The following is a 23,728-nucleotide window of genomic DNA, read 5'->3' as shown; positions in this document are numbered from 1 at the left end:
GTCAGGTTGAACGGGCGATCGCCGGTGCAGCCTGCGGGGTCGGTCGGTTGCTGCGAGCCGACCCCAGTTGGCGGGCCCGCCGGCGCCCCGCCCGGATCTCGCGCCGCAACGCCTTGAGGTAGTGATTGTGGTCGACCTGGACGGTGTGGCGGGTCGAGGCGATGAAGCGTTTACGCAGGGCGCGTTGGTCGGCCTCGATCACCCGGCGCATCTGATCGGCGTCGGGCAGCGCGCAGGTCCCGGACAACAGTTCGCCTATCCACTTGCCCTGCAACTCGGCCAAGGGCTGGATGGCGCCGAGCGGTTGGCACAGGCCGACGAAGAACAGTCCGGGCCGATCGGGGTGCACCACCCGGTGGTAGAGCGCGATCTGGTTGTCCGGCGCCGAAACGTACGATTCGTCGAAGAACGGGAAGGTGATGTTGTAGCCGGTGGCGCAGACGATCAGATCGACAGGCTCGACCGATCCGTCGACGAAGCGAATCCGGTCACCGAGCAGTTCGGCGATCTGTGGTTTGGGTGAAATCCTGCCCAGCCGTAGCTCATCCATGATGCCCGCCGACATGGTGGGATGCGCGTCGCCGAATGCATGGTCCGGCACCGGCAGGCCGTAGTCCTGGGCGCGGCCGTTCACCAGCCGCATGAGCGCTCCCAGAGCCACTCGTCCGAGCTTGTGCGACGCGGAATTGAGCAACCAGTTCGGCGGTGCTATCCCGAAGGCGTACTTGGGCATGATGTGCGCACCCCGGCGGACCGAGAGGTAGGTCGTCTCGGCCACGTGGGCTGCCTCGCAGGCGATGTCGACCGCGCTGTTGCCGATACCGACCACCACGACCTTCTTGCCCGCCATGAACGCCGGTTCGCGGTAGTCGCGGGAATGCATGATGGTTCCGTCGAAGGTCCCGGGGAACATCGGGTCCGGCATTCGCCGGTCCCAGTGGTGACCGTTGGCGACCACCACGAAGTCATACGTTTCGGTGGTGCCGCCGGCCAGGCTCACCTCGAAGCCCCCGCCGGCCACCGGCGACACCCGGGCGACCTCGGTCTTGAACCGGATGTGCTCGTGCAGCCCGAAATGCCGGGCGTAGTCGTCGAAGTAACGGGCGAAGTCCCAGTGACTGGGATAAGCCGGCAGGTCATCGGGCATGGGGAAGTCGTGGTAACCCATGTAGGCCTTCGGCGCGTTGGAACTCAGGGTGCGGTACGCGGCGGCGGTACCGCTGGGGTTGTCGAAGACCCAGAGGCCGCCGACGCGGTCGCTCTTCTCATAGCAGTCGAAGGCGACACCGGCCCCTTTCAGGCCCGCGCACGCGGCCAGGCCTGCCGAGCCGGCGCCGATCACGCAGGCGCGGGGGCGATCATTGGCGGAGATGAGCATCATCTGGTCCTTTCCGAGAGAGACGCTAGGAACGAGATCTGGTCGGCGACCACCGCATCGAAGGCAGGGCCCTGGTCGTAGACGTCGAAGTGTCCGGCGCCCGGGTATTCGCGCACGACGGCGTCGGCGAGCTGAGCCGCCTTCCAGGACAAGTCCGGCGGCGCGTTGCGATCGGCCCCGGCGATTTGGACCAGCATCGGGCAACCGACACGGTCGGCGAACAGGCCTGGCCGATAGGTCGGCACGGCGAGCAACATCCGGGCCGCGAAGGCGTTGCGCCACAGTGGTGCCCGGCTCGCGATTGCCAGGTAACCCGGCAGGGCATCGGGCGTGGTGAGCATCGCCGCACTGCCGGGTGATCCGACAGCGGGCAACAGCACCGGACGTTGACCGATACGAGCGCCGATGGCGTCACGAATCGCGGCCGCGCCCAGCCGGATCGCGGCCCGCGGCGGAATCGATCGCCGCATCCTCAACACGGTTTTCTGCCCGTCGACGATCGGGGTCAGGGCGATCGCGCCGATGAGATCCTGTCGTTCGGTGGCCACTGCGAAGACATGCCCGCCGGACAGCGATGTTCCCCAGATCGCAACGCCGTCGACATGGGGCAGGCCACGCGCGGCATCGATTGCCGCGTGATAGTCCAGTTGTTGCTCCACGAAGTCGACGATCTGGCGCCCACGGCCTCCGGAGGCCCCGAACCCGCGATAGTCGAAACACAGCGCGTCGATCCCGGCGTCGGTGAAGCGCTCGCCGAAACCCGCCAATCCGGCGTCGCGGGTTCCGCAGAATCCGTGGGCCATCACCACACAGGGCCGCGGCTGCGTGCCATCGGCGGCGTAGTGCCAGGCCGCAATCGTGGTGTCGCCGGCCGGGATCGCGACCTCGCAACGTCTCATCGGCGCGCCGTAGGGGTGTTGGATCCCGGTGCAGCGAGAAACCGCCGGTAGGCCTCGATGAATTCCGGTGTCTGGATGCACTGAAACTGCGCGTCGAGCTCCGCGTCCAGGGTGTCATTCCAGGTGGGTCGGGCGGCACGGTCGATGATGCGCTTGGCCAAACCGTTGGCGGTGACCGAACAAGCCAGCAGTTCGTCGGCCAACGATGCGGTGGCGGCTGACAGTTTGGCGCCGGGCACGACGCGATTGGCGATGCCGAGCCGGCCGGCGTGGGTTCCGTCGATCATCGCCGAGGTGAGGATCAGCTCCTTGGCTCGGCCCGACCCGACCAGCGACGTCAGCCGGCCCGTCCCCCCGACGTCGGGCACCACGCCCATCCGGGTCTCCGGCAGACCCAGCGTCGCGTCGGCGGCGACCACCCGCAGGTCACATGCCAAGGCCAGCTCGAAACCCGCCCCGATGGCCCATCCGTGCACACTGGCGATCGTCGGAATCGGCAGGCTTTCAAGACGGTCATAGGCGGCCACGAAGGCGCCGCGAATGCGCCGCAGTTCATCGGGCACGGCGAGCTTGGCCAGTGTGGACGCATCGATCCCGGCGCTGAACCCCGGGCCCTCGCCCCGCACCACCACGCAACCGATCCCCGAGGCGCCCTCGAGTTCGGCGATCGCCGCGACGAGGTCTTCGACGAGTTCCTCGTCGAGGGCGTTGCGCCGGTCCGGGCGGTCCAGCACCAGATGCACGACACGATCGATCCGATCGATCCGGACATGAGCCATGAGGGAAGCTAACCGTGGAATTCCGCCGTGAACCATGTCATGCGGCACAGAGAACCCGGGTCGCCTTGTGCAGTCACACCGAAGGCGCCGGTACCCCTTCCCATACCGGTGCTCGACGCCACAATAGGGCAGGTGCGCAACACGTTTGACACGACCGCAGTGTGCGCTTCGTCCGACGAGGGGTAACACCATGACATTGCGATTCGACGGCAAGGTGGCACTGGTGACCGGTGCCGCCCGGGGCCAGGGCCGAGCCCACGCGGTGCGATTCGCCGAGGAAGGCGCCGACATCATCGCCCTCGACTTGTGCCGGCAGTTGGACAGCGTCGCCTACGCGATGAGCACACCGGAAGACCTGGACGAGACCGTCAACCTGGTGGAGAAGACCGGACGGCGAATCATCGCGGACCAGGCCGACGTGCGTGACCTCGAACAGCTGACAGCGGTGGTGGACAACGCAGTCGGGGAACTGGGCCGGATCGACTACGTGCTGGCCAACGCCGGCATCGGGCCGGTTTTCGGGGATCAGTCGGGGCAGCTGGCCGCCTACGTGGACGCGATCGACGTGATGCTCAACGGGGTGTACTTCACCATTGAGGCGGCCCTGCCGCCGCTGCTGAAGCACGGCGACGGAGGCGCGGTAGTCATCACTAGTTCGGCGGCCGGGCTCAAATCGGTCGGGCGGGGATTCGCGACCAAGAGCCACGGCGGAGCCGGATACACCGCCGCCAAGCACGGCGTCGTCGGTCTCATGCGCTACTACGCCACGACGCTCGCCGAGCACGGCATCCGGGTCAACTCGGTGCACCCGACCGGTGTCGCGACGCCGATGATCCAAAATCCCCAGGTGGAGAAGTACATCGGTGAGCACCCCGAATTCGGTGCGGCACTGGAGAATCTGCTGCCCGTTCCAATGGTCGAGTGTCGTGACGTGACCGAGGCGATGGTGTACCTGTGTTCGGATTCGGGTCGCTACCTGACCGGCGTCACGTTGCCGGTGGATGCGGGTCTGACCCTCAAATAGCAGATGGAGAAGAGATGACGGTTTTCGCACGTCCGGGTTCGGCGGACGCAGTGATGAGTTTTGAGTCCCGTTATGGGAACTTCATCGGTGGGCAGTGGGTGGCGCCGGTGGGTGGGGAGTATTTCGAGAACATCACGCCGGTGACGGGTCAGCCGTTTTGTGAGGTGCCGCGTTCGACTGCCGCCGATATCGACAAGGCGCTGGATGCTGCGCATGCGGCGGCGCTGGGGTGGGGTAAGACGTCGCCGGCCGAGCGGGCGGAGGTGTAGAGCAAGATCGCCGATCGTATCGAGATCCACCGTGAGGAGTTGGCGGTGGCCGAGGTGTGGGACAACGGCAAGCCGATCCGGGAGGCCTTGGCTGCCGATATTCCGTTGGCCGCGGATCATTTCCGGTATTTCGCCGCCGCGATCCGCACCCAGGAGGGGGCGCTCTCGCAGCTGGATGAGGATACGGTCGCCTATCACTTCCACGAGCCGCTGGGGGTGGTGGGCCAGATCATCCCGTGGAACTTCCCGCTGCTGATGGCCGCCTGGAAGCTAGCGCCGGCGCTGGCCGCCGGCAATGCGGTGGTGCTCAAGCCGGCCGAGCAGACCCCGGCCTCGATCCTGTTCCTGATGAGTCTGATCGGGGATCTGCTGCCACCGGGTGTGATCAACGTGGTCAACGGGTTCGGAGTGGAGGCCGGCAAGCCGCTGGCCTCCAGTGACCGGATCGCCAAGATCGGGTTCACCGGCGAGACCACCACCGGCCGGCTGATCATGCAGTACGCCAGCCAGAACATCATCCCGGTCACCCTCGAGCTGGGCGGCAAGAGTCCCAACATCTTCTTCGCCGATGTGCTGGCCGCAGGCGACGATTTTCAGGACAAGGCGTTGGAGGGTTTTGCCGGGTTCGCCCTCAACCAGGGTGAGGTGTGCACCTGCCCGTCGCGGTCGCTGGTCCAGGCCGACATTTACGACGAGTTCCTGGAGTTGGCGGCGATCCGCACCAAGGCGATCCGCCAGGGCGACCCGCTGGATATCTCCACGATGATCGGGGCGCAGGCCTCCAACGATCAGCTGGAGAAAATCCTGTCCTACATCGAGATCGGCAAGGGTGAGGGCGCCACGGTGATCACCGGCGGGGAGCGTGCCGAACTCGGCGGTGAACTCTCCGGCGGCTACTACGTGCAGCCGACCGTCTTCGGCGGCCACAACAAGATGCGGATCTTCCAGGAGGAGATCTTCGGCCCGGTGGTGTCGGTGGCCTCGTTCACCGATTACGACGATGCGATCGCCCAGGCCAACGACACCCTCTACGGGCTGGCCGCCGGGGTGTGGAGCCGTAACGGCAACACCGCCTACCGGGCCGGCCGCGACATTGCCGCCGGCCGGGTCTGGGTCAACTGCTACCACGCCTACCCCGCACACGCGGCGTTCGGCGGCTACAAGCAATCCGGTATCGGCCGGGAGAACCACAAAATGGTCCTCGACCACTACCAGCAGACCAAAAACCTACTGGTCTCCTACTCCCAAACCCCCACCGGCCTGTTCTGAACACAACCGGAATCCCGTAGACCACAACCCTTTCCACGAACGGAGTGAGATGATGACAGACACCCTGGACACCACCGGTATTGCCGCGGACAACGTCGGTGACACCATGCGCGCCGCGGTAGTCACCGAATTCGGCGCCGCACTGCAGATCGCCGAACTCGGAATACCGCTTCCAGGGCATGGGCAGGCCCTGGTGAAACTGGAGACCACCGGCGTGTGCCATACCGACCTGCATGCCGCGCAAGGCGATTGGCCCGTCAAACCGCAACCACCCTTCATCCCGGGGCACGAGGGGTACGGCACCGTCGTCGCGCTCGGCGAGGGCGTCGAGGGTCTGCGGGTCGGCGACAAGGTCGGCAATGCCTGGCTCTGGTCGGCCTGCGGGGACTGCGAGTACTGCCGCACCGGCTGGGAGACGTTGTGCGAGAGCCAGCGAAACGGCGGATACAGCGTCAACGGGAGTTTCGGCAGCTACATGCTGGTCGACGCCGCCTATGCCGCGCGCATTCCCGACGGGGCCGATCCACTCGAGGTGGCGCCGATCCTGTGCGCCGGCGTCACGGTGTACAAGGGTCTGAAAGAGACCGAGGCCCGTCCCGGCCAATGGGTGGCGATCTCGGGTATCGGCGGGCTGGGCCACATCGCGGTGCAGTACGCCCGCGCGATGGGCCTGCGGGTGGTGGCCGTCGACATCGACGACTCCAAGCTGGCGTTGGCCACCGAGCTGGGCGCTGAGGTCGCGCTCAACGCACGCACCGCCGACTCGGCGGCCGAGGCTCACCGGGCCACCGGAGGGGTGCACGGCGTGCTGGTCACCGCGGTGCATCCGCAGGCATTCGGCCAGGCCATCGGGCTGGTGCGCCGCGGCGGGACGATTGTGTTCAACGGCCTGCCGCCCGGCGACTTCCCGGCGCCGATCTTCGACATCGTGCTGAAGCGACTGACCATCCGGGGGTCGATTGTGGGCACCCGCCAGGACCTGGACGAAGCCTTGGACTTCTACGCTCGCGGACTGATAAAGCCCAGGGTGACCGCCGCCCGGCTGGAGGACGTCAACGACATCTTCGACCGGATGGGACGCGGTCAGATCGACGGACGCATGGTCATCGACTATCGAGACGAGTCGTAGCTCGACCGCGGGGGGAGGCGCCGCTTTTCCGGGGGGCCCGCTTCTTCGGCTTGGCGGCTGCGCCCAGGCTGTGGCCCACGAAGGCCTGTGCGTTGGCAACCAGAATGTCTACCGAGTGCCGGCGCGGGTCCCACCACTCCGCACTCCAGTTGAGGGCGCCGATGATGAGCCGCTGCGCGATTCGGGGATCGAGATCCTCGCGCATTTGGCCCTCGGCGACCGCGGCGGCCAGCAGTCGCTGCCAGACCCGGTGGTAGGCGGTCAATTCCTTCTTCTGCCGAGCGCGGAGCCGCTCGGGGATCTGACCGGAATTGCGGATGGAGGCCCGCGCGTAGTCGGAGAGTTCGAGTCCGTGGCGCAGATGGACTTCCACTGCCGTCAGGATGCGGTCCATCGGCGTCGTGTCCGGCGGCAAGGCATCCAACGCCTGTTGCAGGTGGACCCCCAGGTCGCTCATCCCACGGAAGATCACCGCTTCGATGAGATCTTCGCGTGAGGGGTAGTAGTAGTAGATCGCCGGCGCCTGAAGTTCGGCGACTTCTGCGACATCGGTCAGCCGGGTTCCGGCGAAGCCCTTGGTCGAGAGCACATGGGCTGCCGCATCCAGGATGCGCGAACGGGTGCGTTCCGATTTCGACTGATCGTCGGCAGGCACCGTCCGCTTTCTGGCCACTGTCCGATCATATTCGAGATCGACCTCGCGTCGAGGGCCATGTTTTTTATGTTAGATTAAATAACATGCGATACGCCGCTGATAGAGGCCTTCACGCCGGTGATCCCGGCTGCCTCACCGAAAGCGGCACCGGTGGCCCGGGCGGGGGTATTGGGATGACCGGACCGCATTTATCATCGCTTCGTGGTCAAGAAGCAGCGGCGCCCGGTGGCCGGCAGCACCCCCGCGGCCGAGGGCGACCCGTCTTCTGAATCGATGTCGACACGTACCCGAATACTCGATGCGGCGGCCCAGGTGCTGTCTGAGAACGGCTATGCGGGACTTCGCCTGAGCGATGTCGCCGCCGCGGCCGACTTGCAGGCCCCGGCCATCTACCACTACTACGCCTCACGTGACGAGCTGGTCGAGGAAGTGATGTTCGCGGGCATCTCGGGGATGCGCGAATACGTTGCGACGGTTCTCGACGAGCTGCCCGACGACACGCCGCCACTGATGCGGCTGCTGGCCAGCGTCGAGGCGCATCTGTGTCATGTACTGCAGACCTCCGACTACGCCACCGCGTGGATCCGCAACGCCGGCCAGGTGCCGATGGCGATTCGCAAGCGGCAGATCGTCGAGGAGGAACGCTACGGCGAGATCTGGCGCCGGCTGATCAACGATGTCGCCCGCGAGGGTCAACTGCGCCCGGAATTGGACCTCTATATCGCGCAGATGCTGGTGTTGGGCTCGCTGAACTGGGCGGTGGAGTGGTGGACCCCCAGTCTGGGGTCCATCGACGCGGTGGTGGACAACGCCAAGTCGCTGATCCGCCAGGGCCTTACCGACGGCGCCTGATCGCCGTTGTCACCCGGGTCAGCGCAGGATCAGGTCCCGCACCGCCGAATTGGTGTGCGGTTGCCACACCCCCTGCAGCGGCACCAGCAGGGGTTCGTCGAGATCGATCACCGTGACGGCGCCGCCCACGGCGGGGCCCGGCGGCGCGGTGACGAACGCCGCGGCGTTCTCGGTCAGGGGAGCCACCTCCGGCGGGCAGCCTTGCACCCGGCTCACCCGATACTGCGGTTCGAATCCGGCGCGCCGGCAGGCGTTTACCAGAAAATCGCTGTAATACGACGCCCCGGGCGGTGCCCACAGCGCGATCAGCTCGTGCTCCAGGTCCGACATGGTGATGCTGGAACGGCCGGCCAGCGCGTGGCCGCTGCGGACCGCGACCCGCAGCGCGTCGTAGCCGATCACCGCACCGGCAAGTCTTTCCTGCGGCACCACCGCCCGGCGCAGGCCCAACTGCACTGCGCCGTCGCGCACTCCGGCGGTCAGCCGGTCGGGAAACAGCTGCACCACCGTGAACGAGGTGTCCGGCGTTGCCGCGATCGCCGGCGCGATCAACGTGTAGACATCGTGGTTGCTGATCGCGGGGGAGTGCCCGATGACGAACTCCTGCGGCTGCGAGGTGGCCGCCGCCCGGGTGTGTGCGGTGATGGTCCGGGCCGCCGCCAGCAGCGGGCGGCCCTCATCGACCAACGTCTGGCCCGCTGGGGTCGGCGTGATGCGCCGCCCGGAGCGAACCAGCAGGGTGGCGCCGAGCTCCTTCTCGAGCTGTTGCACCGAGTGCGACAGCGCTTGCTGCGACAGGTGCAGCTGCCCCGCGGCACTGGTGAAGCTGCCGGCTTCGACGACCGCGATGAACTGCGTCAGGCGGCGCAGGTCCGGAACCGGGAGCATCGGCACATGCTATCCACAAACAACCCTTGTCGATACCTCGCAAAACACTGTTTCTGATTTGTGCCGATCCCGGTTAGGTTCGGGATCCCAGGACAGGAGGGACAACCATGAGCACCATGTCGGGCAAGTCTGCGGTGGTGGCGGCGGGGGCCAAGAACCTCGGCGGGCTGATCAGCACCACGCTGGCCACCCACGGCGTCAACATCGCGGTGCACTACAACAGCGACGGCTCCGAAGCCGACGCCGACAAGACCGTCGCCGCGGTGCGAGACGCCGGCGCCAAGGCGATCAAGGTGCAAGGCGATCTGACCATTCCGGCCAATGTCACCGCACTGTTCGACGCCGCGGTGGATGCGTTCGGTGAGGTGGACTTCGCGGTCAACACCGTCGGCAAGGTGTTGCGCAAGCCCATACTGGAAACCACTGAGACCGAATATGATTCGATGTTCGACATTAACGCCAAGGCCGCCTACTTCTTCCTGCAGCAGGCCGGTGAGCGTCTCAACGACAACGGCTCGGTGGTGACGATCGTGACCGCGCTACTGGGTGCGTTCACCGACGGCTACTCCACCTACGCGGGATCCAAGAGTCCGGTGGAGCACTTCACCCGTGCGGCCGCCAAGGAGTTTGGGAACCGGGGCATCAACGTCAACAGCGTGGCGCCCGGTCCGATGGACACCCCGTTCTTCTACCCGCAGGAAACCCCGGAGCGGGTGGAGTTCCACAAGTCGCAGGGGATGGGCAACCGGCTGACACAGATCGAGGACATCGCGCCGCTGGTGGTGTTCCTGCTGGACGGCGGGCACTGGATCACCGGGCAGACGATCTTCGCCAACGGCGGCTACACCACGCGCTGAGCCCGCTGCGCAGGCCGCCGGCTACAGCGGGATGTTCTTGTGGCGACCGCGTCGGGCGGGGGCCTCGGCCAGCGCCTGAGTGATCTTGCTGCGGGTGTGCGACGGGTCGATCTTCTCGTCGACGACGCCGATGTCGATGGCGCTGTCCACCCCGCCGGCGATCCGCTCATGCTCCAAGGCGAGTTCCTCGTGCAGGGCCTCGCGCTCGTCATCGGGAGCGGCCGCCAGTTTCTTCTTGTGCAGGATGCCGACCGCGGCCTTGGCGCCCATCACCGCGACCTCGGCGTCCGGCCAGGCGAACACCTTGGTGGCGCCCAACGAGCGGGAGTTCATCGCGATGTAGGCCCCGCCGTAGGTCTTGCGGGTGACCAGCGTGACCCGCGGAACGGTGGCCTCACCGAACGCGTGCAGCAGCTTGGCGCCGCGACGCACCACGCCGCCCCACTCCTGGCCGACACCCGGCAGGTAGCCGGGCACATCGACGATCACGATCAGCGGAATCCCGAATGCGTCGCACAGCCGCACGAAACGTGCCGACTTCTCGGCGCTTTCGGAGTTCAGGCAGCCACCCAGCCGCAGCGGGTTGTTGGCCAGCACCCCGACGGTGCGACCGGACAGCCGGCCCAGCCCGACCACCATCGACGGCGCCCACTTGGCCTGGAACTCTTCGAAGGACGGCGTGCCATCGGCTTCCGAGTCGAGCAGCCCGTTCACCAGCGGGTGTACGTCGTAGGCGCGACGCGCCGACTCCGGCAGTAGCGCGTGCAGGTCAGTGTCCTCGGCCTCGGCCTTGCTGCGGTCGAAATGGCCCTGCTGGCAGAACAATCCGACCAGCCGACGGCCGCGCGCGTAGGCGTCGAGCTCGTCGTCGGCGACGATGTGGCACACGCCCGACTTCTTGTGGTGGGTGTCGGGACCGCCGAGCGCGGCCATGTCGACGTCTTCACCGGTGACGCTGCGCACCACGTCGGGGCCGGTGACAAACACCCGTCCCTCCGGCGCCATCACGATGACGTCGGTAAGCGCCGGGCCGTAGGCGGCACCGCCGGCGGCGAAGCCGACTACCACCGAGATCTGCGGGACGTAGCCCGAAGCTCGGATCATCGCCTCGAAGACTCGCCCGACCGCGTGCAGCGCGCGCACGCCCTCGGCCAGCCGGGCGCCGCCGGAGTGCCACAGGCCCACGATCGGGCTCTGCTCGGCGATCGCGGTGTCGTAGGCGTTGACGATGTGGTCGCACCCCTCGATGCCCATCGCACCGCCCATCACGGTGCCATCGGTGCAGAACGCGATGGTGCGCACCCCGTTGACCTCACCGCCGGCGGCCAGCACCCCGGAGCGGTCCCGCTCATGCAGCAGTTCCACGGTGCCGTCGTCGAAGAACGTCGACAGCCGCAACAGCGGGTCGCGCGGATCGAGTGATTCGCCCACCGTCTCGGGAGCCATGGTCGTCATCGCGCGTCTCCTTGTCGTTGTACTGCTTGTGCCGCTGCGATCAGTACCGGCCGAAGACGAGCGCCACGTTGTGCCCGCCGAATCCGAACGAGTTGTTGATCGCGTACTGGTAGTTACCGGGCCGGGGTTCGCCGAAGACCACGTCCAGGTCGATCTCCGGGTCGAGATTCTTCAGGTTGAGCGTCGGCGGAATGATCTGGTCGCGCAGGGCCAGCACGGTCAGGATGGACTCGGCTGCGCCGGCCGCCCCGACGGAGTGCCCGAGCGCGGACTTGGGCGCGTACACCGCCGCGTTGCCGCCACCCTTGCCCAGGGCATTGTCGATCGCGTGGCTCTCGGCGACGTCACCGACGGTGGTCGCGGTGGCGTGCGCGTTGACGTGGTCGATGTCGCCCGCGGTGAGCCCGGCCAACTGGATCGCCCGGGTCATCGCGTAGCCGGCCTGTTCCCCGTTGGGATCCGGGGCCACGATGTGGTAGCCGTCGGAAGTGACCGCTCCGCCCATGATGCGGGCGATGATGTTCGCTCCGCGCGCCTTGGCGTGCTCCTCGGTCTCAATCACCATCAAGGCGGCGGCCTCACCGAAGACGAACCCGTCGCGGTCCCGGTCGAACGGACGGCACGCACCGGCCGGGTCGTCGTTGTTGGTCGACATCACGATGCGCATCTGGGCGAAGCCGGCGATCGGCACCGCCTCGATGCGCTGCTCCACGCCGCCGCAGATCGCGATGTCGGCCTCACCGAGCACGATCTGCTGCCAGGCGCGGGCGATGCCCTCGGCACCGGATGCACACGCCGAGATCGAGGTCAGCACGCCGGCCTTGGCTTTGAGGTCCAAGCCGATGGCCGCGCCCGCGGCGTTGGGCATGTACTTCTGCACGGTCAGTGGGGAGACCGCCTTGAGCCCGCGCTCGCGCATGTCGTCGTAGGCGAAGACCAACTCCTCGGTGGAGCCAAGCCCGGTGCCCACCGACACCATCAGACGCCGGGTGTCGACCTCAGGGGAGCCGGCGTCCTCCCACGCCCGCCGGCCCAGCACCAGTGCCACCTTCTGCAGGTAGGACAACCGACGAGACTCGACCTTGGTCAAGGTGGTCTCGAATGACTCCGGTGTCTCGACCATGTGCCCGCCGATGCGGACCGGCAGGTCGTACTTGGTGACGAAGTCGTCTTCGAGGGTGCGGATACCGCTCTGGCCGTCGAGCAGCTTCTTCCATGTGGTGTCGGCGTCGGCGGCCAGAGCGGTCGTCAGCGCAAACCCGGTGACGACAACGTTGGGAAAACCGTTCCCTGTGGTCAGCGTTGACATGCTGTTGCGAACTTCCCTCTCGTGATACTGGTGTCAGTACCGCCCGAAGGCGAGCGCGACGTTGTGCCCACCGAAACCGAATGAGTTGTTGATGGCGTACTTGTAGTCGCCGTAGCGGGGCTCGCCGGCGACGATGTCGAGGTCGATCTCGGGGTCCGGGGTCTCGTAGTTCAACGTCGGCGGGATGACCCCGTCGCGCAACGAGAGCACCGTCAGCACCGATTCCAGCGCGCCGACCGCTCCGATGGAATGGCCGAGCGCCGACTTGGGTGCGTACACCGCGGCGTGCTCGCAGCCGGCTTCCCGAATCGCGTTCGCCTCGGCGGTGTCCCCGATCGGGGTGGCCGTTCCGTGCGCGTTGATGTGGTCGACGTCCTTGGCGGACAGGCCCGCCAACTCCAGCGACCGCGTCATCGCCCGGCCGGCCCGCTTGCCGTCGGGGCCGGGCGCCACCATGTGGTAGGCGTCGGAGGTGATGCCGGCGCCCATCAGCCGGGCCAGCGGCTTGGCGCCGCGAGCCTTGGCGTGCTCCTCGGTCTCGATGATCATCATCGCGCCGGCCTCACCGAACACGAAGCCGTCCCGGTCCTTGTCGAACGGCCGTGAGGCGCCCTCGGGGTCATCGTTGCGGGTCGACATCGCGCGCATCATCGAGAACGTCGCGATCGGCAACGCCTCGATGCCGCCTTCGACCCCGCCGCACACGGCGAAGTCCGCGTCGCCCATGACGATCTGACGCCACGCGTGCGCGATCGCCTCCGAACCCGACGAACAGGCCGACACCGGGGTGATGACCCCGGCGCGGGCGCCGAGCTGCAGCCCGACCACCGCGGCGGCGCCGTTGGGCATGATCATCTGAACGGCCAGCGGCGACACCTTGCGGGGGCCGCCCTCATTCATCAGGTCATAGGTCTCGACGATCTTCTCGCCGCCGCCCAGGCCGGTGCCGATCACCACGGTGAACCGGTCCGGGTCCACCTCCGGGGTGCCGGCGTTCTCCCAGAGTCGGCCGCTGAGCAGCTTGGCCATCCGCTGGACGTACGACATGCGCCGCAGGTCCAACCGGCCCATGTGGTCGTCGACCGGGTCTTTGAGATGCCCGCCGATCCTGACCGGCAGGTCCCACTTGGTGACGAACTCGTCTTCGAGGACGTGGATTCCGCTTTCGCCGGCCAACAGGCCTTTCCACGTGCTCTCGATGTCCGCACCGATCGATGTGGTGGCCTCAACGGCGGTTACCACCACACTGGGGTAACCGCCGTTGGCCGTAGAAGGCTTGGAAGACACGGTCAGTTGCTCTCTGAACCGAACTTCTCGCGCAGTGCGGCGGCGGCCTCGGGGTTCTCGGCCTCCAGCTTCTGGATGTAGCCGACCACGTCGCCGACGGTGCGCAGACCGGCGAGGTCTTCGTCGGGGATCTTCACGCCGTACTTGTCCTCGGTCTGGACGGCGATCTCCACCATCGACAGCGAGTCGATGTCCAGGTCGTCGACGAACGACTTCTCGACGGTCACCTCAGACGGCTCGATACCGGTCACCTCTTCGATGATCTCGGCGAGACCGGCGATGATTTCTTCCTGACTGGCAGGCACAGTGTGTTCCCTTCGGTTGGTTCCGCACGGGGTGTGCGGCTTGATAACTGGGTGTATCTGGTTGTGCAGTTTGGAATCGGGCGTTAGAACTCGGGGAGCCCGTCCAGATCCGCGGGGGACTTGACGGCGTGCGTCGGGGTCCCCCGAAGTTCACGTTTGGCGATCCCGGCGAGCGTTCCCGCGGGCGGGAACTCCACGATCGCCGTGACCGCCCGGGCGCGGAGCGTCTCGGTGCACAGGTCCCAGCGCACCGGCCGGGTCAGCTGCGCGACCAGCTGGTCCATCGCCGCGGCCGCCGTGGTCACCGGTTGCCCGTCGCGGTTGGACAACAGGGTGGCGGTGGGCTCGTTCGTGCTGACCCCAGCCGCCGCCGCGGCGTAGGCTTCCAGCGCCGGGGCCATGTACTGCGTGTGGAAGGCCCCCGCGGTGGCCAGCTTACGCACCCGGGCCTTGGCGGGCGGGTCCTCGGCGAGCTTGTCCAGTGCGGTCAACGGGCCGGCGGCCACGATCTGCCCGGCGGCGTTGCGGTTGGCCGGGGTCAGGTCCAGCTGCTCGAGACGGGTCAGCACCTCGGCTTCGTCGCCGCCGAGCACGGCCGCCATGCCGGTCGGCTCGAGCGCGCAGGCCTTGGCCATCTCGCGGCCGCGGGTGGCGGCCAGCATGACGGCGTCATCGGGGGAGATGACGCCGGCGATGGCGTACGCGGCGATCTCGCCGACGGAGTGACCGGCGACCACGACGTCACCGCTGGTCAGCGTGCCGTTGTTGCGCTTGGCCAGTTCGCCGTGGGCCAGCAGGGTCGCCGCCACCACCAGCGGTTGGGTGACCGCCGTGTCGGTGATCTCCTCGGCGGTCGCGGTGGTGCCCAGCGCGACCAGGTCCAGACCGCTGATCTCCGACCAGCTGGCCAACTGTGCCCGGACGTCACCGGAATCGGCCAGCTCCAGCCACGGCGACAGCATGCCGGGGGTCTGCGATCCCTGTCCGGGAGCGAGCAACGCAATCACGTCTTTAAGAGAACATTGTGAAGCGGGTTTTGCAGGATGTCCTAGATTATGAACATTGTCTTATGTTTTTGTGGAGGTCCTACAAAACGGTCATCTGATGCGACTTGTTCGATACCGTCCTGCGACAACTGCCGCGTCGACAGCGCCGGACCCCGCCGGCTCTCACCCGACGTAATTCTCGTCGAGTCCGGAGCCGGGCGTCGGGGGCATGTTCGTGGTGGCATAGGTCACCTGTGCGCTGCTGAAGCTGGCGTGCTGCGCCTGATTGGCCAGCCGACCCACCGTGGCGGCGACCCGCAGCACGTAGGCGTCGCGCGGCTGGGTGGGATCGCGCCCGGTGAAGTCGGCGATCCGCTTGAGTCGGTAGCGGACGGTATTTGGATGAACGAACAACTTCCGGGAGCAGGCCTCGATCGCCCCACCGCAGTCCAGATAGGCGTCCAGCGTCTCGGTCAGTGACGGCCCCGCCTCGGCCAGCGGGCGCATCACGTCGGTGTGCAGGGCTGCGATCGCCGACGCGTCCCCGATCAGGGCGCGCTCGGGCAGCAGTTCGCGGGCCAGCACCGGCCGCGGTGCCCCGGTCCAGCCGATCACGGCGTTCATGCCCGAGATCGCCTCGCTGGCGCTGTGGTAGGCCGCGGTCAGGCTGGGGGCGGTCGGGCCGATCACCACCGGCCCGTCGGAGAACGCGGCGAGCAGATCTGGGAGGAATTTCTGGGTCGGCGACAGTGGGCCGGACACGATCGCCACCAGCCACGTGCCGTGCACGTCGGTCAGGGCGGCGCGGCCGTGCCGCTTAGCGACATCTCGGACGTCCTGGCTGGCCTTTTGACCGGACATGGGGGCACCTCCCGCTTGCGGGGGAGCGTCGGGGCCGGGTGGCGCGGTGCCCACCACGACCGTGGCCGGGGCGTTGGTGTCCCAGTTCAGCGCCGCTGCGCGGCTCAGTAACTCCGGCCCGGTGTCACCGCGCACCACGGCGTCGACCACGCTGGCCTCCATCCGGGAATCCCAGGTGCCCCGGGCCTCGGCGGCGTCGGCGTAGGCGGACGCGGCGGTGAAGGCCAGGTCCCGGCTGTACTTGAGGATGCCCACTGTCAGCGCGGTCACCTGCTCCTCGGAGCGGGCCAGCATCGGCACGACCTCTTCGAAGAACTCCATGGTCACCCGCACCATGTCCACGGTGTGGCGCAGCGCGATGTGCCGGGCCAGGTCTTGGGGCACCAACTCGAACGCCTGCGCCGTGTGGCCGACATTGCCGTGCGGGTCATGCATCCACTCGGCGAAGTTGACCACCGCGGCCTGCACCACCAGGGCGACGCTGGCGCGCTGGGACGCCTCCAGATCGGCGAAGAACGGCAACCGGTCGCCCATCGCCGAGACCGCTTCGGTGGCCAGTCGGCCCGAGTAGTGCTTCAGCCTGCGCAGCAGGGTGTCCGGGACAGCGCTCAGCAGATCAAGCGTGGACCTCGGCAGAACCGGCCCCGCATTGTTGTCGGCCATCCCTAAAAGCTACGCCAATTTTCTGGCGGGACCCGACAACTAGGCCACTCCCGAGTCCGACGTCTGCTCCGGGGCGGCCATCACATCGTCGATCTGATAGCGGTCGGCGGCGGTCACCGGGATCGACGCGTCGATGGCCCCGTCGCGGGCCAGGGCGGCCAGAACCGCCACGGCCACCGACTCCGCGTCGGTGTTGAAGTAGCGCCGCGCGGCGGTCCGGGTGTCGGAGAAGCCGAAGCCGTCGGTGCCCAGCGTGACGAAGGTGCCCGGCACCCAGGGCCGGATCTGCTCGGGTACCGCGCGCATCCAGTCCGACACCGCGACGACCGGGCCGGCGGCGTCGGCGAGCGCTCGCGTCACGTACGGCTCGCCGGCCGGGCGCTCGGGGTGACGCAGTCGCTCGCGCTCGAGCGCCACGCCGTCGCGGTTGAGCTCACCCCAGCTGGTCACCGACCACACCTCGGCGGCCACATCCCAATCGGCGGCCAGCAGCTCGGCGGCGCGCAGCGCCTCGGGCACCGACACCCCCGAGGCGAGGATCTGGGCGGCATGGGACTTCGGCTCCGCGGCCTTCTGGTAGCGGTAGATCCCGCGCAGCAGGCCGGCGACGTCTTCAGCGTCGAAGCCGTCGGGCTCGGCCGGCTGAACATAGGGCTCGTTATAGAGCGTGACGTAGAAGTACACGTTCTCCGGGTTCTCCCCGAACATGCGCTGCAGACCGCTTTCGATGATGTGGGCGACCTCGAAGGCGAACGCGGGATCGTAGGAGACCACCGCCGGGTTGGTGGCCGCCAGCAGCAGCGAGTGCCCGTCGGCGTGCTGCAGGCCCTCACCGGTCAGCGTGGTGCGTCCGGCGGTGGCGCCGAGGATGAAACCGCGCGCCATCTGATCGGCGGCGGCCCACAGGCTGTCGCCGGTGCGCTGGAAGCCGAACATCGAGTAGAAGATGTAGATCGGGATCATCGGCTCATCATGGGTGGCATACGACGTCCCGACCGCGGTGAACGACGCCGTCGAGCCGGCCTCGTTGATGCCCTCATGCAGGATCTGGCCGATTTCGCTTTCCTTGTAGGCCAGCATCAACTCGGCGTCGACCGAGGTGTAGAGCTGCCCGTAGCGGTTGTAGATCTTCAACGACGGGAACCAGGAGTCCATCCCGAAGGTGCGGGCCTCGTCGGGGATGATCGGGACTAGCCGATCCCCAATTTCTTTGTCGCGCAACAACTCTTTGAACACCCGCACGGTCGCCATGGTGGTGGCGACCTCTTGGGTGCCCGACCCTTTCTTGACCTCCGCGTACGCCTCGGGGCCGGGCAGGGTCAGCGCGCGGGCCCGGGTGCGGCGCTGCGGGATGAAACCGCCCAGGGCGCGGCGGCGGTCGAGCAGGTAGCGGATCTCCGGTGCGTCCTCGCCGGGGTGGTAGTACGGCGGCAGGTACGGGTTTTCCTCGATCTCGGCGTCGGAAATGGGAATTCGCATCTCGTCGCGGAAGTCTTTGAGGTCTTGCGGGCGGAACTTCTTCATCTGGTGGGTGGCGTTGCGGCCGGCGAAGTAGCTGCCGAGGCTGTAACCCTTGATGGTCTTGGCCAGGATCACCGTCGGCTGACCCTTGTGCTCGACGGCCGCGCGGTAGGCGGCGTAGATCTTGCGGTAGTCATGCCCGCCGCGCTTGAGGTGCCAGATGTCCTGATCGGACAGGTTCTCGACCAGCGCCTTGGTGCGTGGGTCACGGCCGAAGAAGTGCTGCCGCACGTAGCCGCCGTCGTTGGCCTTGTAGGTCTGGTAGTCGCCGTCGGGGGTGACGTTCATCAGGTTGACCAGGGCGCCATCCCGGTCGGCGTGCAGCAGCGCGTCCCACTCGCGGCCCCACACCACCTTGATCACGTTCCAGCCCGCGCCGCGGAAGAATGACTCCAACTCCTGAATGATCTTGCCGTTGCCGCGCACCGGGCCGTCGAGGCGCTGCAGGTTGCAGTTGATCACGAAGGTCAGGTTGTCCAGGCCCTCCAGCGCGCCGACGTGCAGCAGCCCGCGGCTTTCCGGCTCGTCCATCTCGCCGTCGCCCAGAAAGCACCACACGTGCTGGTCGGAGGTGTCCTTGATGCCCCGGTCGCGCAGGTAGTGGTTGAACCGCGCCTGGTAGATGGCGTTCATCGGGCCCAGCCCCATCGACACCGTGGGGAACTCCCAGAAGTCCGGCATCAGCCGCGGGTGCGGGTAGGACGGCAGGCCGCCGCCGGGATGACTGTGCTCCTGCCGGAAGCCGTCGAGCTGATGGGTGCTCAGCCGACCCTCCAGGAATGCTCGGGCGTAGATGCCGGGGGAGGCGTGGCCCTGGATGAAGATCTGGTCCCCGCCGCCGGGGTGGTCCTTGCCGCGGAAGAAGTGGTTGAACCCGACCTCGTAGAGCGAGGCCGACGATGCGTAGGTCGAGATGTGACCACCGACGCCGACCCCGGGCCGCTGCGCACGATGCACCATCACCGCGGCGTTCCAGCGGATCCACCGGCGAAAGCGGCGCTCGGTGTCCTCGTCGCCGGGAAACCACGGCTCCAGTTCGGTCGGAATGGTGTTGACGTAGTCGGTCGAGGTGAGTGCCGGGATCGCCACCCGCTGCTCGCCGGCGCGTTCGAGCAGGCGCAGCATCAGGTAGCGCGCGCGTGCCGGACCGGAGTGGGCCACCAGGGCGTCGAAGGATTCCAGCCACTCGGAGGTCTCTTCGGGGTCGATGTCGGGCAGGTAGGACGCCACCCCCTCGCGGATCACTCGGACCCGATCGGCTTCGGTTGTGCCGCTTGCTGTTTTGCTCAGATCCTGATGCACGGCCTCGGTAGTCAACGCATTACTCCCTGGTTTGGAGGTGAAGACGTGTCTGTCGGCTTGTGGCCGGCACGACACGGGGACCGATCGCTTCGTCAGTCCTTACCTTTTCTATCCTGCCCCACCGCAGTCGGCTCCGGCGGTGGGTGAGTTGGCTGCGGGTGGGCTGATCTCGGCCTGCTCGCGACTACGCGGTAACGTCTGAGATTGTGCTGACCGGATGGCGGACGGTCCCGCGTGGGCGGGCGCGGCGACACGCCCGGGTGGGTTCCCTGGTGGCCGGTGGAACCGCGGCTGTGGCGATGGGCGTCGTCGGCTGCACCAGCATCATCGGCGGGAACCCGCAGGCGGACACCTCGGCGGCACCGGCGTACCGCTCCTCGGTGTCGGCGTCGGTGTCGGCTTCGGAGGCAACGTCGAGCATCCGCGAGACGCAGCGTCAGCAATCCATGACGACCCAGGCGGTGCGCGGCGCGTGCGGCAGATTCGCCTCGAGCAGCAGTGACGCGGTCGACACCGTGAACAAGTACGTCGAGGCGTTCAACAACGGTGGGGACATCCCCGGCACCGCCGGGCCGGCGGTCGAGGCGCTCAACCACAGCGCCGAGGAAGTGGCCGGCGCCATCAACGAGAAGCTCTCGGCCGAACTCACCGACGCGTTCAACACCTACGTCGAAGCTGCGCGTGGCGTGGCGAATGCGATTTCCAGTAAGGCGCCGGTTTCGGTGTACAACGCCCGCAAGGATGAGCTCAACCGGGCCCGGGACAAGGGGATGCAGTTGTGTCGCGCCTTCTGATCCCATCGACCCCGTGCCATGCGGCCTGCTGTGCAACGATGATGCTCTATAAACGGCGCGGTGACGGTCAAGGGAGGTTACACGGTGGTCGCGGCGGATAACGCCCCGAACTTCGCCCGCAAATTGGGCATCCAGAGCAACCAGGTGGTCCAGGAGTTCGGCTGGGACGACGACGCCGACGACGATATCCGTGCCGACGTCGAAGAGGCCTGCGGTAGTGAGTTGCTCGACGAGGACACCGATGAGGTGATCGACGTCGTGCTGCTGTGGTGGCGCGACGGCGACGGTGATCTGGTGGACACCTTGATGGACGCCATCACCGCGCTGGCCGATGACGGCGTGATCTGGGTGCTGACGCCCAAGACCGGGAAGTCCGGCCATGTGCGGCCCGCTGAGATCGCCGAGTCGGCGCCGACCGCCGGCCTCATGCCGACCTCGTCGGTCAACCTCGGCGACTGGAGTGCCAGCCGGTTGGTTCAGCCCAAATCGAGGATGGGAAAGCGCTGATGTTGGAAGTCGGAACCGAAGCCCCCGATTTCACCCTCAAAGACCAGGATCAGCAGCAGGTCACCCTCAGTGACTTCCGCGGTGACAAGAATGTGCTGCTGGTGTTCTTCCCGCTGGCCTTCACCGGTATCTGCCAGGGCGAGCTGGACCAGCTGCGTGATCACCTGCCCACCTACGTCAACGACGACAGTGTGGCGCTGGCAATCTCGGTGGGCCCACCGCCCACGCACAAGATCTGGGCGGCCCAGAGCGGGTTCCTGTTCCCGGTGTTGTCGGACTTCTGGCCGCACGGCGCGGTCAGCCAGTCGTTCGGGGTGTTCAACTCCGACACCGGGTTCTCCAACCGCGGCACGTTCGTCGTCGACAAATCCGGCGTCATCCGGTTCGCCGAGATGAAGGCCCCCGGCGAGGCGCGCGACCAGCAGTTGTGGATCGACGCGCTAGCGGCGCTGAAGGGGTAGTACTTCTGCCGCGAGCGTGCGCGTCCCCGGTCGACACGCCGAGTGAAATCCCGGGAATGCGCACGCTCGTCGCAGGTGCCACGGTTTTGGGTGCCAGCAACATGGCGGGTAACCTGCCCGAGGCAGGGGCGCGTAGCTCAGTGGTAGAGCTCTGGTTTTACACACCAGCGGTCGGCGGTTCGATACCGTCCGCGCCCACCAGTATCAATAGCGGTCAGCGGTGCTGACCTGGCATCGGGGGTTTGATGCCGCCCTTGTCGGTCAATGCAACCGGCCATGACGAGCTATCCGACACCGGACGAAGACCCCACCCCGCCACCGGCCCCGGAGACACCCGGCGCGGCGCCGACCGGCAAATGGGGCGTACCGCCGTCGACCAGTCCGCAGCTGACGCCGGCGGGACGCTCCCCGGCCGGCGGTCGAGCCATCCTGTGGGCCGGATTGGCGGTGCTGGCCGCGTTCATCGCGCTGTTGATCGTGCTGGCGGCCTAGCCCGAAACGGCGCAACCCCGGTCGCCGTGCGGATCAGGCCACGGCTTCGGCCAGCCGACGCCACTGGGCCCGCGGGAAGGCGCGCGGGTCGGCGTCGAGCAGCTGCACGCAGACATGATCGGCGCCGGCGGCCCGATGTTCGGCGATCCGGCCGGTCACGGCTTCGACGGGTCCCCAGGCGATGATCGCGTCGAACAGCCGGTCGCTGACCGAGGCGATGTCGTCCTCGGTAAAGCCCGAACGCAGCAGGTTGTTGGCGTAGTTGGGCAGGGCCAGGTAGGAGCCGAGCCACTTGGTGCCGATCTCGCGTGCCTGTTCGCGGCTCGAGCACAAGATCGCGGTCTGCTCGGGCAGCAGCAGTGGGCCGTCACCCAGCTGCTCGCGGGCGAACCGGGTGTGCTCGGGGGTGACCAGATAGGGATGGGCACCGCGACTGCGGGTGGCGGCCAGCCCGAGCATCTTCGGGCCCAGCGCGGCGAGCACCCGAGAACCCACCGGAACGGGGGGGTCGGCGGCGTCCAGGCCGTCCAGGAAGGCGGCCATCGCCTGCAGCGGCTGGCGGTAGCGGCCGGGATCCCCGGCGTCGATCAGCGGTGCATGGCTGACACCGATCCCGAGGAGGAAGCGGTCACCGTGGGTGGCCGTCAGCGACGCATAGGACGCCGCGACGTCGGCCGGGGTGTGCATCCACAGGTTCAGGATGCCGGTGGCGATGACGGCCCGCCGGGTGGCCGACAGCAGGTTGCCCACCGAGTCGAACACCGGACCGCCGACGTCGGGTATCCACAGTGCGCTGAAGCCCAGTTCCTCGAGTTCGGCGGCCGCCTCGGCGGCCTCGCCCTGATCGCCGTAACGCAGCGGCGCACTCCAGATCCCCACACCCGAGATGTCGACCATCAACCCAGGATGGCACAGCGCCGGCGACGCTAGACCACACGCATGCCGGTACGGGCTCGAAAACGCATGTCCCACAGGTACGCGTGGTAACCCAGCACCCAGGCCCGCTGCGGGATCAGCCGGTCGGCGAGCCGCAGCGCGGACAGCAGCCACTCGAACCGGCGCTGCTGCGAGGCCGACCAGTCCAGCTTCATCAGCTGGCGGAACTCGGCGGTCAGGAATCCGGTCGTGGCGAACAGGTTGAGCGGGCCGGCCAGCCGCAGCGGCCAGGGCAAAAACACCATCGACGCCACTCCGTAGAGATGCTCGCGCACCGGCGGGTCGATGCGCAGCTCATCCAGCGAGCGTTTCCAATACTCGTCGAACGCCGCCCGGTCGGCCGGCCACATCTCGTTGCTCACCTGCAGGGTGGTGCCGAGTTTTTTGGCGTCGGCGTAGATCGCATCGGCTGCCGCGTCGTCGAGCGGGCCGTGCAGGAACTCATGCTGATCGACGAAGTACCGGTAGAGGCAGGCCGCTACCCACAGTTGCAGCTTGGGGTCGAACGCGTTGTAGCGCACCGGGCTTTCGGGAGTGGAACGTACCTGCCGGTGCGCGCTGTCCACCCACTCGCGATACAGCTCACGGTCGTCGTCGGTGCCGATGGTGGCCACCGCCAGGTAGGTGCCGGTGGTCCGGGCCCGCTTGAACGGGTGCTTGTACACGTTGCCGCTGTCCACCCGGCTTTCCTGCACCCCGTAGCCGACCCCGGGCAGCGACAACTGCATGATCACGTTGGCGGCCGGAAGCAACATCGCCGCGGGATTCAGCAGGTCGACCACTCGGGTGGGCCGCCTCATCGGGGCTGCTCCATGGCTGGAGTATGCCCGAATGCGGGCTCCGGTATGCC

At 67.3% G+C, this 23,728-nt stretch carries 22 protein-coding genes, 1 tRNA gene and 1 pseudogene; 10 read left to right on the top strand and 14 right to left on the bottom strand.

The genetic code is table 11. The annotated features are described in order from the left end of the window. Position 1 precedes the first annotated feature (1 nt). Genes ACAG20_RS01050 through ACAG20_RS01040 form a run of 3 tightly spaced genes read right to left on the bottom strand, consistent with a single transcriptional unit; the run spans position 2 to position 3,056 of the window. Positions 2–1,381 (bottom strand): flavin-containing monooxygenase, encoded by a 1,380-nt coding sequence (locus ACAG20_RS01050; protein ID WP_370491203.1) that lies wholly within the window; start codon positions 1,379–1,381, stop codon positions 2–4. Then, on the bottom strand, positions 1,378–2,277 hold the full coding sequence (locus ACAG20_RS01045; RefSeq protein ID WP_370491202.1) for an alpha/beta hydrolase: 900 nt from the start codon (positions 2,275–2,277) through the stop codon (positions 1,378–1,380). The genes ACAG20_RS01050 and ACAG20_RS01045 overlap by 4 nt, the downstream gene beginning before the upstream one ends. Further along, the gene (locus ACAG20_RS01040; protein WP_370491201.1) at positions 2,274–3,056 is read right to left on the bottom strand and encodes an enoyl-CoA hydratase/isomerase family protein; all 783 of its coding nucleotides are present in this window, start codon (positions 3,054–3,056) and stop codon (positions 2,274–2,276) included. The genes ACAG20_RS01045 and ACAG20_RS01040 overlap by 4 nt, the downstream gene beginning before the upstream one ends. A gap of 190 nt (positions 3,057–3,246) precedes the next feature. Here ACAG20_RS01040 and ACAG20_RS01035 point away from each other — a divergent pair, with 190 nt between their 5' ends. The 3 genes and pseudogenes from ACAG20_RS01035 to adhP all read left to right on the top strand — a co-directional run bounded on the left by ACAG20_RS01035 (position 3,247) and on the right by adhP (position 6,747). Beyond that, positions 3,247–4,080: a mycofactocin-coupled SDR family oxidoreductase gene (locus tag ACAG20_RS01035; RefSeq protein ID WP_370491200.1), complete on the top strand. Its 834-nt coding sequence runs from the start codon at positions 3,247–3,249 to the stop codon at positions 4,078–4,080. Positions 4,081–4,094: 14 nt separating this feature from the next. Beyond that, a pseudogene (locus ACAG20_RS01030) lies at positions 4,095–5,618 on the top strand (aldehyde dehydrogenase family protein). A 52-nt stretch (positions 5,619–5,670) separates the two neighbouring features. Continuing rightward, entirely contained in the window at positions 5,671–6,747 is a 1,077-nt protein-coding gene (gene adhP / locus ACAG20_RS01025; RefSeq protein ID WP_370491199.1) for an alcohol dehydrogenase AdhP, read from the top strand. Here the strand turns inward: adhP and ACAG20_RS01020 are convergent. Then, positions 6,722–7,420, bottom strand: coding sequence for a TetR/AcrR family transcriptional regulator (locus tag ACAG20_RS01020; protein ID WP_370491198.1), 699 nt, complete (start codon positions 7,418–7,420; stop codon positions 6,722–6,724). The genes adhP and ACAG20_RS01020 overlap by 26 nt on opposite strands. Before the next feature lie 255 nt (positions 7,421–7,675). On the opposite strand from ACAG20_RS01020, the gene ACAG20_RS01015 reads away from it, so the two are divergent. Then, positions 7,676–8,254: a TetR/AcrR family transcriptional regulator gene (locus ACAG20_RS01015; RefSeq protein ID WP_085082871.1), complete on the top strand. Its 579-nt coding sequence runs from the start codon at positions 7,676–7,678 to the stop codon at positions 8,252–8,254. Between the two features lie 18 nt (positions 8,255–8,272). Here the strand turns inward: ACAG20_RS01015 and ACAG20_RS01010 are convergent, their stop codons facing one another. Continuing rightward, a complete protein-coding gene (locus tag ACAG20_RS01010) occupies positions 8,273–9,142 on the bottom strand; it encodes a LysR family transcriptional regulator (protein WP_370491197.1) in 870 nt (289 codons plus the stop codon). A 107-nt stretch (positions 9,143–9,249) separates the two neighbouring features. On the opposite strand from ACAG20_RS01010, the gene ACAG20_RS01005 reads away from it, so the two are divergent. Continuing rightward, positions 9,250–9,999: an SDR family oxidoreductase gene (locus tag ACAG20_RS01005; RefSeq protein ID WP_370491196.1), complete on the top strand. Its 750-nt coding sequence runs from the start codon at positions 9,250–9,252 to the stop codon at positions 9,997–9,999. A 21-nt stretch (positions 10,000–10,020) separates the two neighbouring features. Here the strand turns inward: ACAG20_RS01005 and ACAG20_RS01000 are convergent, their stop codons facing one another. The 7 genes from ACAG20_RS01000 to aceE form a co-directional block, all read right to left on the bottom strand. Then, on the bottom strand, positions 10,021–11,454 hold the full coding sequence (locus tag ACAG20_RS01000; RefSeq protein WP_370491195.1) for an acyl-CoA carboxylase subunit beta: 1,434 nt from the start codon (positions 11,452–11,454) through the stop codon (positions 10,021–10,023). A 40-nt stretch (positions 11,455–11,494) separates the two neighbouring features. Then, positions 11,495–12,763, bottom strand: a complete 1,269-nt coding sequence (gene kasB, locus ACAG20_RS00995) for a 3-oxoacyl-ACP synthase KasB (protein ID WP_112685521.1) — start codon at positions 12,761–12,763, stop codon at positions 11,495–11,497. Positions 12,764–12,796: 33 nt separating this feature from the next. After that, the gene (gene kasA / locus ACAG20_RS00990; RefSeq protein WP_112685519.1) at positions 12,797–14,050 is read right to left on the bottom strand and encodes a 3-oxoacyl-ACP synthase KasA; all 1,254 of its coding nucleotides are present in this window, start codon (positions 14,048–14,050) and stop codon (positions 12,797–12,799) included. A gap of 2 nt (positions 14,051–14,052) precedes the next feature. Then, the gene (gene acpM / locus ACAG20_RS00985) at positions 14,053–14,355 is read right to left on the bottom strand and encodes a meromycolate extension acyl carrier protein AcpM (protein WP_013828587.1); all 303 of its coding nucleotides are present in this window, start codon (positions 14,353–14,355) and stop codon (positions 14,053–14,055) included. A gap of 83 nt (positions 14,356–14,438) precedes the next feature. After that, positions 14,439–15,362 carry an ACP S-malonyltransferase gene (locus tag ACAG20_RS00980; protein ID WP_370491194.1) on the bottom strand — a complete coding sequence of 308 codons (924 nt, stop codon included), beginning with the start codon at positions 15,360–15,362 and terminating at the stop codon, positions 14,439–14,441. Between the two features lie 162 nt (positions 15,363–15,524). Next, positions 15,525–16,865: a PucR family transcriptional regulator gene (locus tag ACAG20_RS00975; RefSeq protein ID WP_370491193.1), complete on the bottom strand. Its 1,341-nt coding sequence runs from the start codon at positions 16,863–16,865 to the stop codon at positions 15,525–15,527. Positions 16,866–16,904: 39 nt separating this feature from the next. Continuing rightward, on the bottom strand, positions 16,905–19,703 hold the full coding sequence (gene aceE / locus ACAG20_RS00970; protein WP_370491192.1) for a pyruvate dehydrogenase (acetyl-transferring), homodimeric type: 2,799 nt from the start codon (positions 19,701–19,703) through the stop codon (positions 16,905–16,907). A 191-nt stretch (positions 19,704–19,894) separates the two neighbouring features. Here aceE and ACAG20_RS00965 point away from each other — a divergent pair, with 191 nt between their 5' ends. The 5 genes from ACAG20_RS00965 to ACAG20_RS00945 all read left to right on the top strand — a co-directional run bounded on the left by ACAG20_RS00965 (position 19,895) and on the right by ACAG20_RS00945 (position 21,942). Next, positions 19,895–20,482 (top strand): hypothetical protein, encoded by a 588-nt coding sequence (locus ACAG20_RS00965; RefSeq protein WP_370491191.1) that lies wholly within the window; start codon positions 19,895–19,897, stop codon positions 20,480–20,482. 84 nt (positions 20,483–20,566) lie between these two features. Continuing rightward, positions 20,567–20,989 carry a DUF3052 domain-containing protein gene (locus ACAG20_RS00960; protein WP_370491405.1) on the top strand — a complete coding sequence of 141 codons (423 nt, stop codon included), beginning with the start codon at positions 20,567–20,569 and terminating at the stop codon, positions 20,987–20,989. Then, on the top strand, positions 20,989–21,450 hold the full coding sequence (locus ACAG20_RS00955; RefSeq protein ID WP_112685507.1) for a peroxiredoxin: 462 nt from the start codon (positions 20,989–20,991) through the stop codon (positions 21,448–21,450). Before ACAG20_RS00960 ends, ACAG20_RS00955 begins: the two co-directional genes overlap by 1 nt. 126 nt (positions 21,451–21,576) lie before the next feature. Next, positions 21,577–21,651 (top strand) — tRNA-Val (locus ACAG20_RS00950). 75 nt (positions 21,652–21,726) lie between these two features. Beyond that, positions 21,727–21,942: a hypothetical protein gene (locus ACAG20_RS00945; RefSeq protein WP_370491190.1), complete on the top strand. Its 216-nt coding sequence runs from the start codon at positions 21,727–21,729 to the stop codon at positions 21,940–21,942. A 33-nt stretch (positions 21,943–21,975) separates the two neighbouring features. Here the strand turns inward: ACAG20_RS00945 and ACAG20_RS00940 are convergent, their stop codons facing one another. Together ACAG20_RS00940 and ACAG20_RS00935 are read right to left on the bottom strand one after the other, a co-directional pair. Next, on the bottom strand, positions 21,976–22,839 hold the full coding sequence (locus ACAG20_RS00940; protein ID WP_370491189.1) for an LLM class F420-dependent oxidoreductase: 864 nt from the start codon (positions 22,837–22,839) through the stop codon (positions 21,976–21,978). A 29-nt stretch (positions 22,840–22,868) separates the two neighbouring features. Then, positions 22,869–23,678, bottom strand: coding sequence for an oxygenase MpaB family protein (locus tag ACAG20_RS00935; protein ID WP_370491188.1), 810 nt, complete (start codon positions 23,676–23,678; stop codon positions 22,869–22,871). Between the last annotated feature and the right edge of the window lie 50 nt (positions 23,679–23,728).

The sequence above is a fragment of the Mycobacterium sp. pW045 genome (assembly GCF_041287085.1).
GTDB classification, from domain to species: domain Bacteria; phylum Actinomycetota; class Actinomycetes; order Mycobacteriales; family Mycobacteriaceae; genus Mycobacterium; species Mycobacterium algericum_A.
This window is presented reverse-complemented; position numbering and strand designations above follow the sequence as displayed.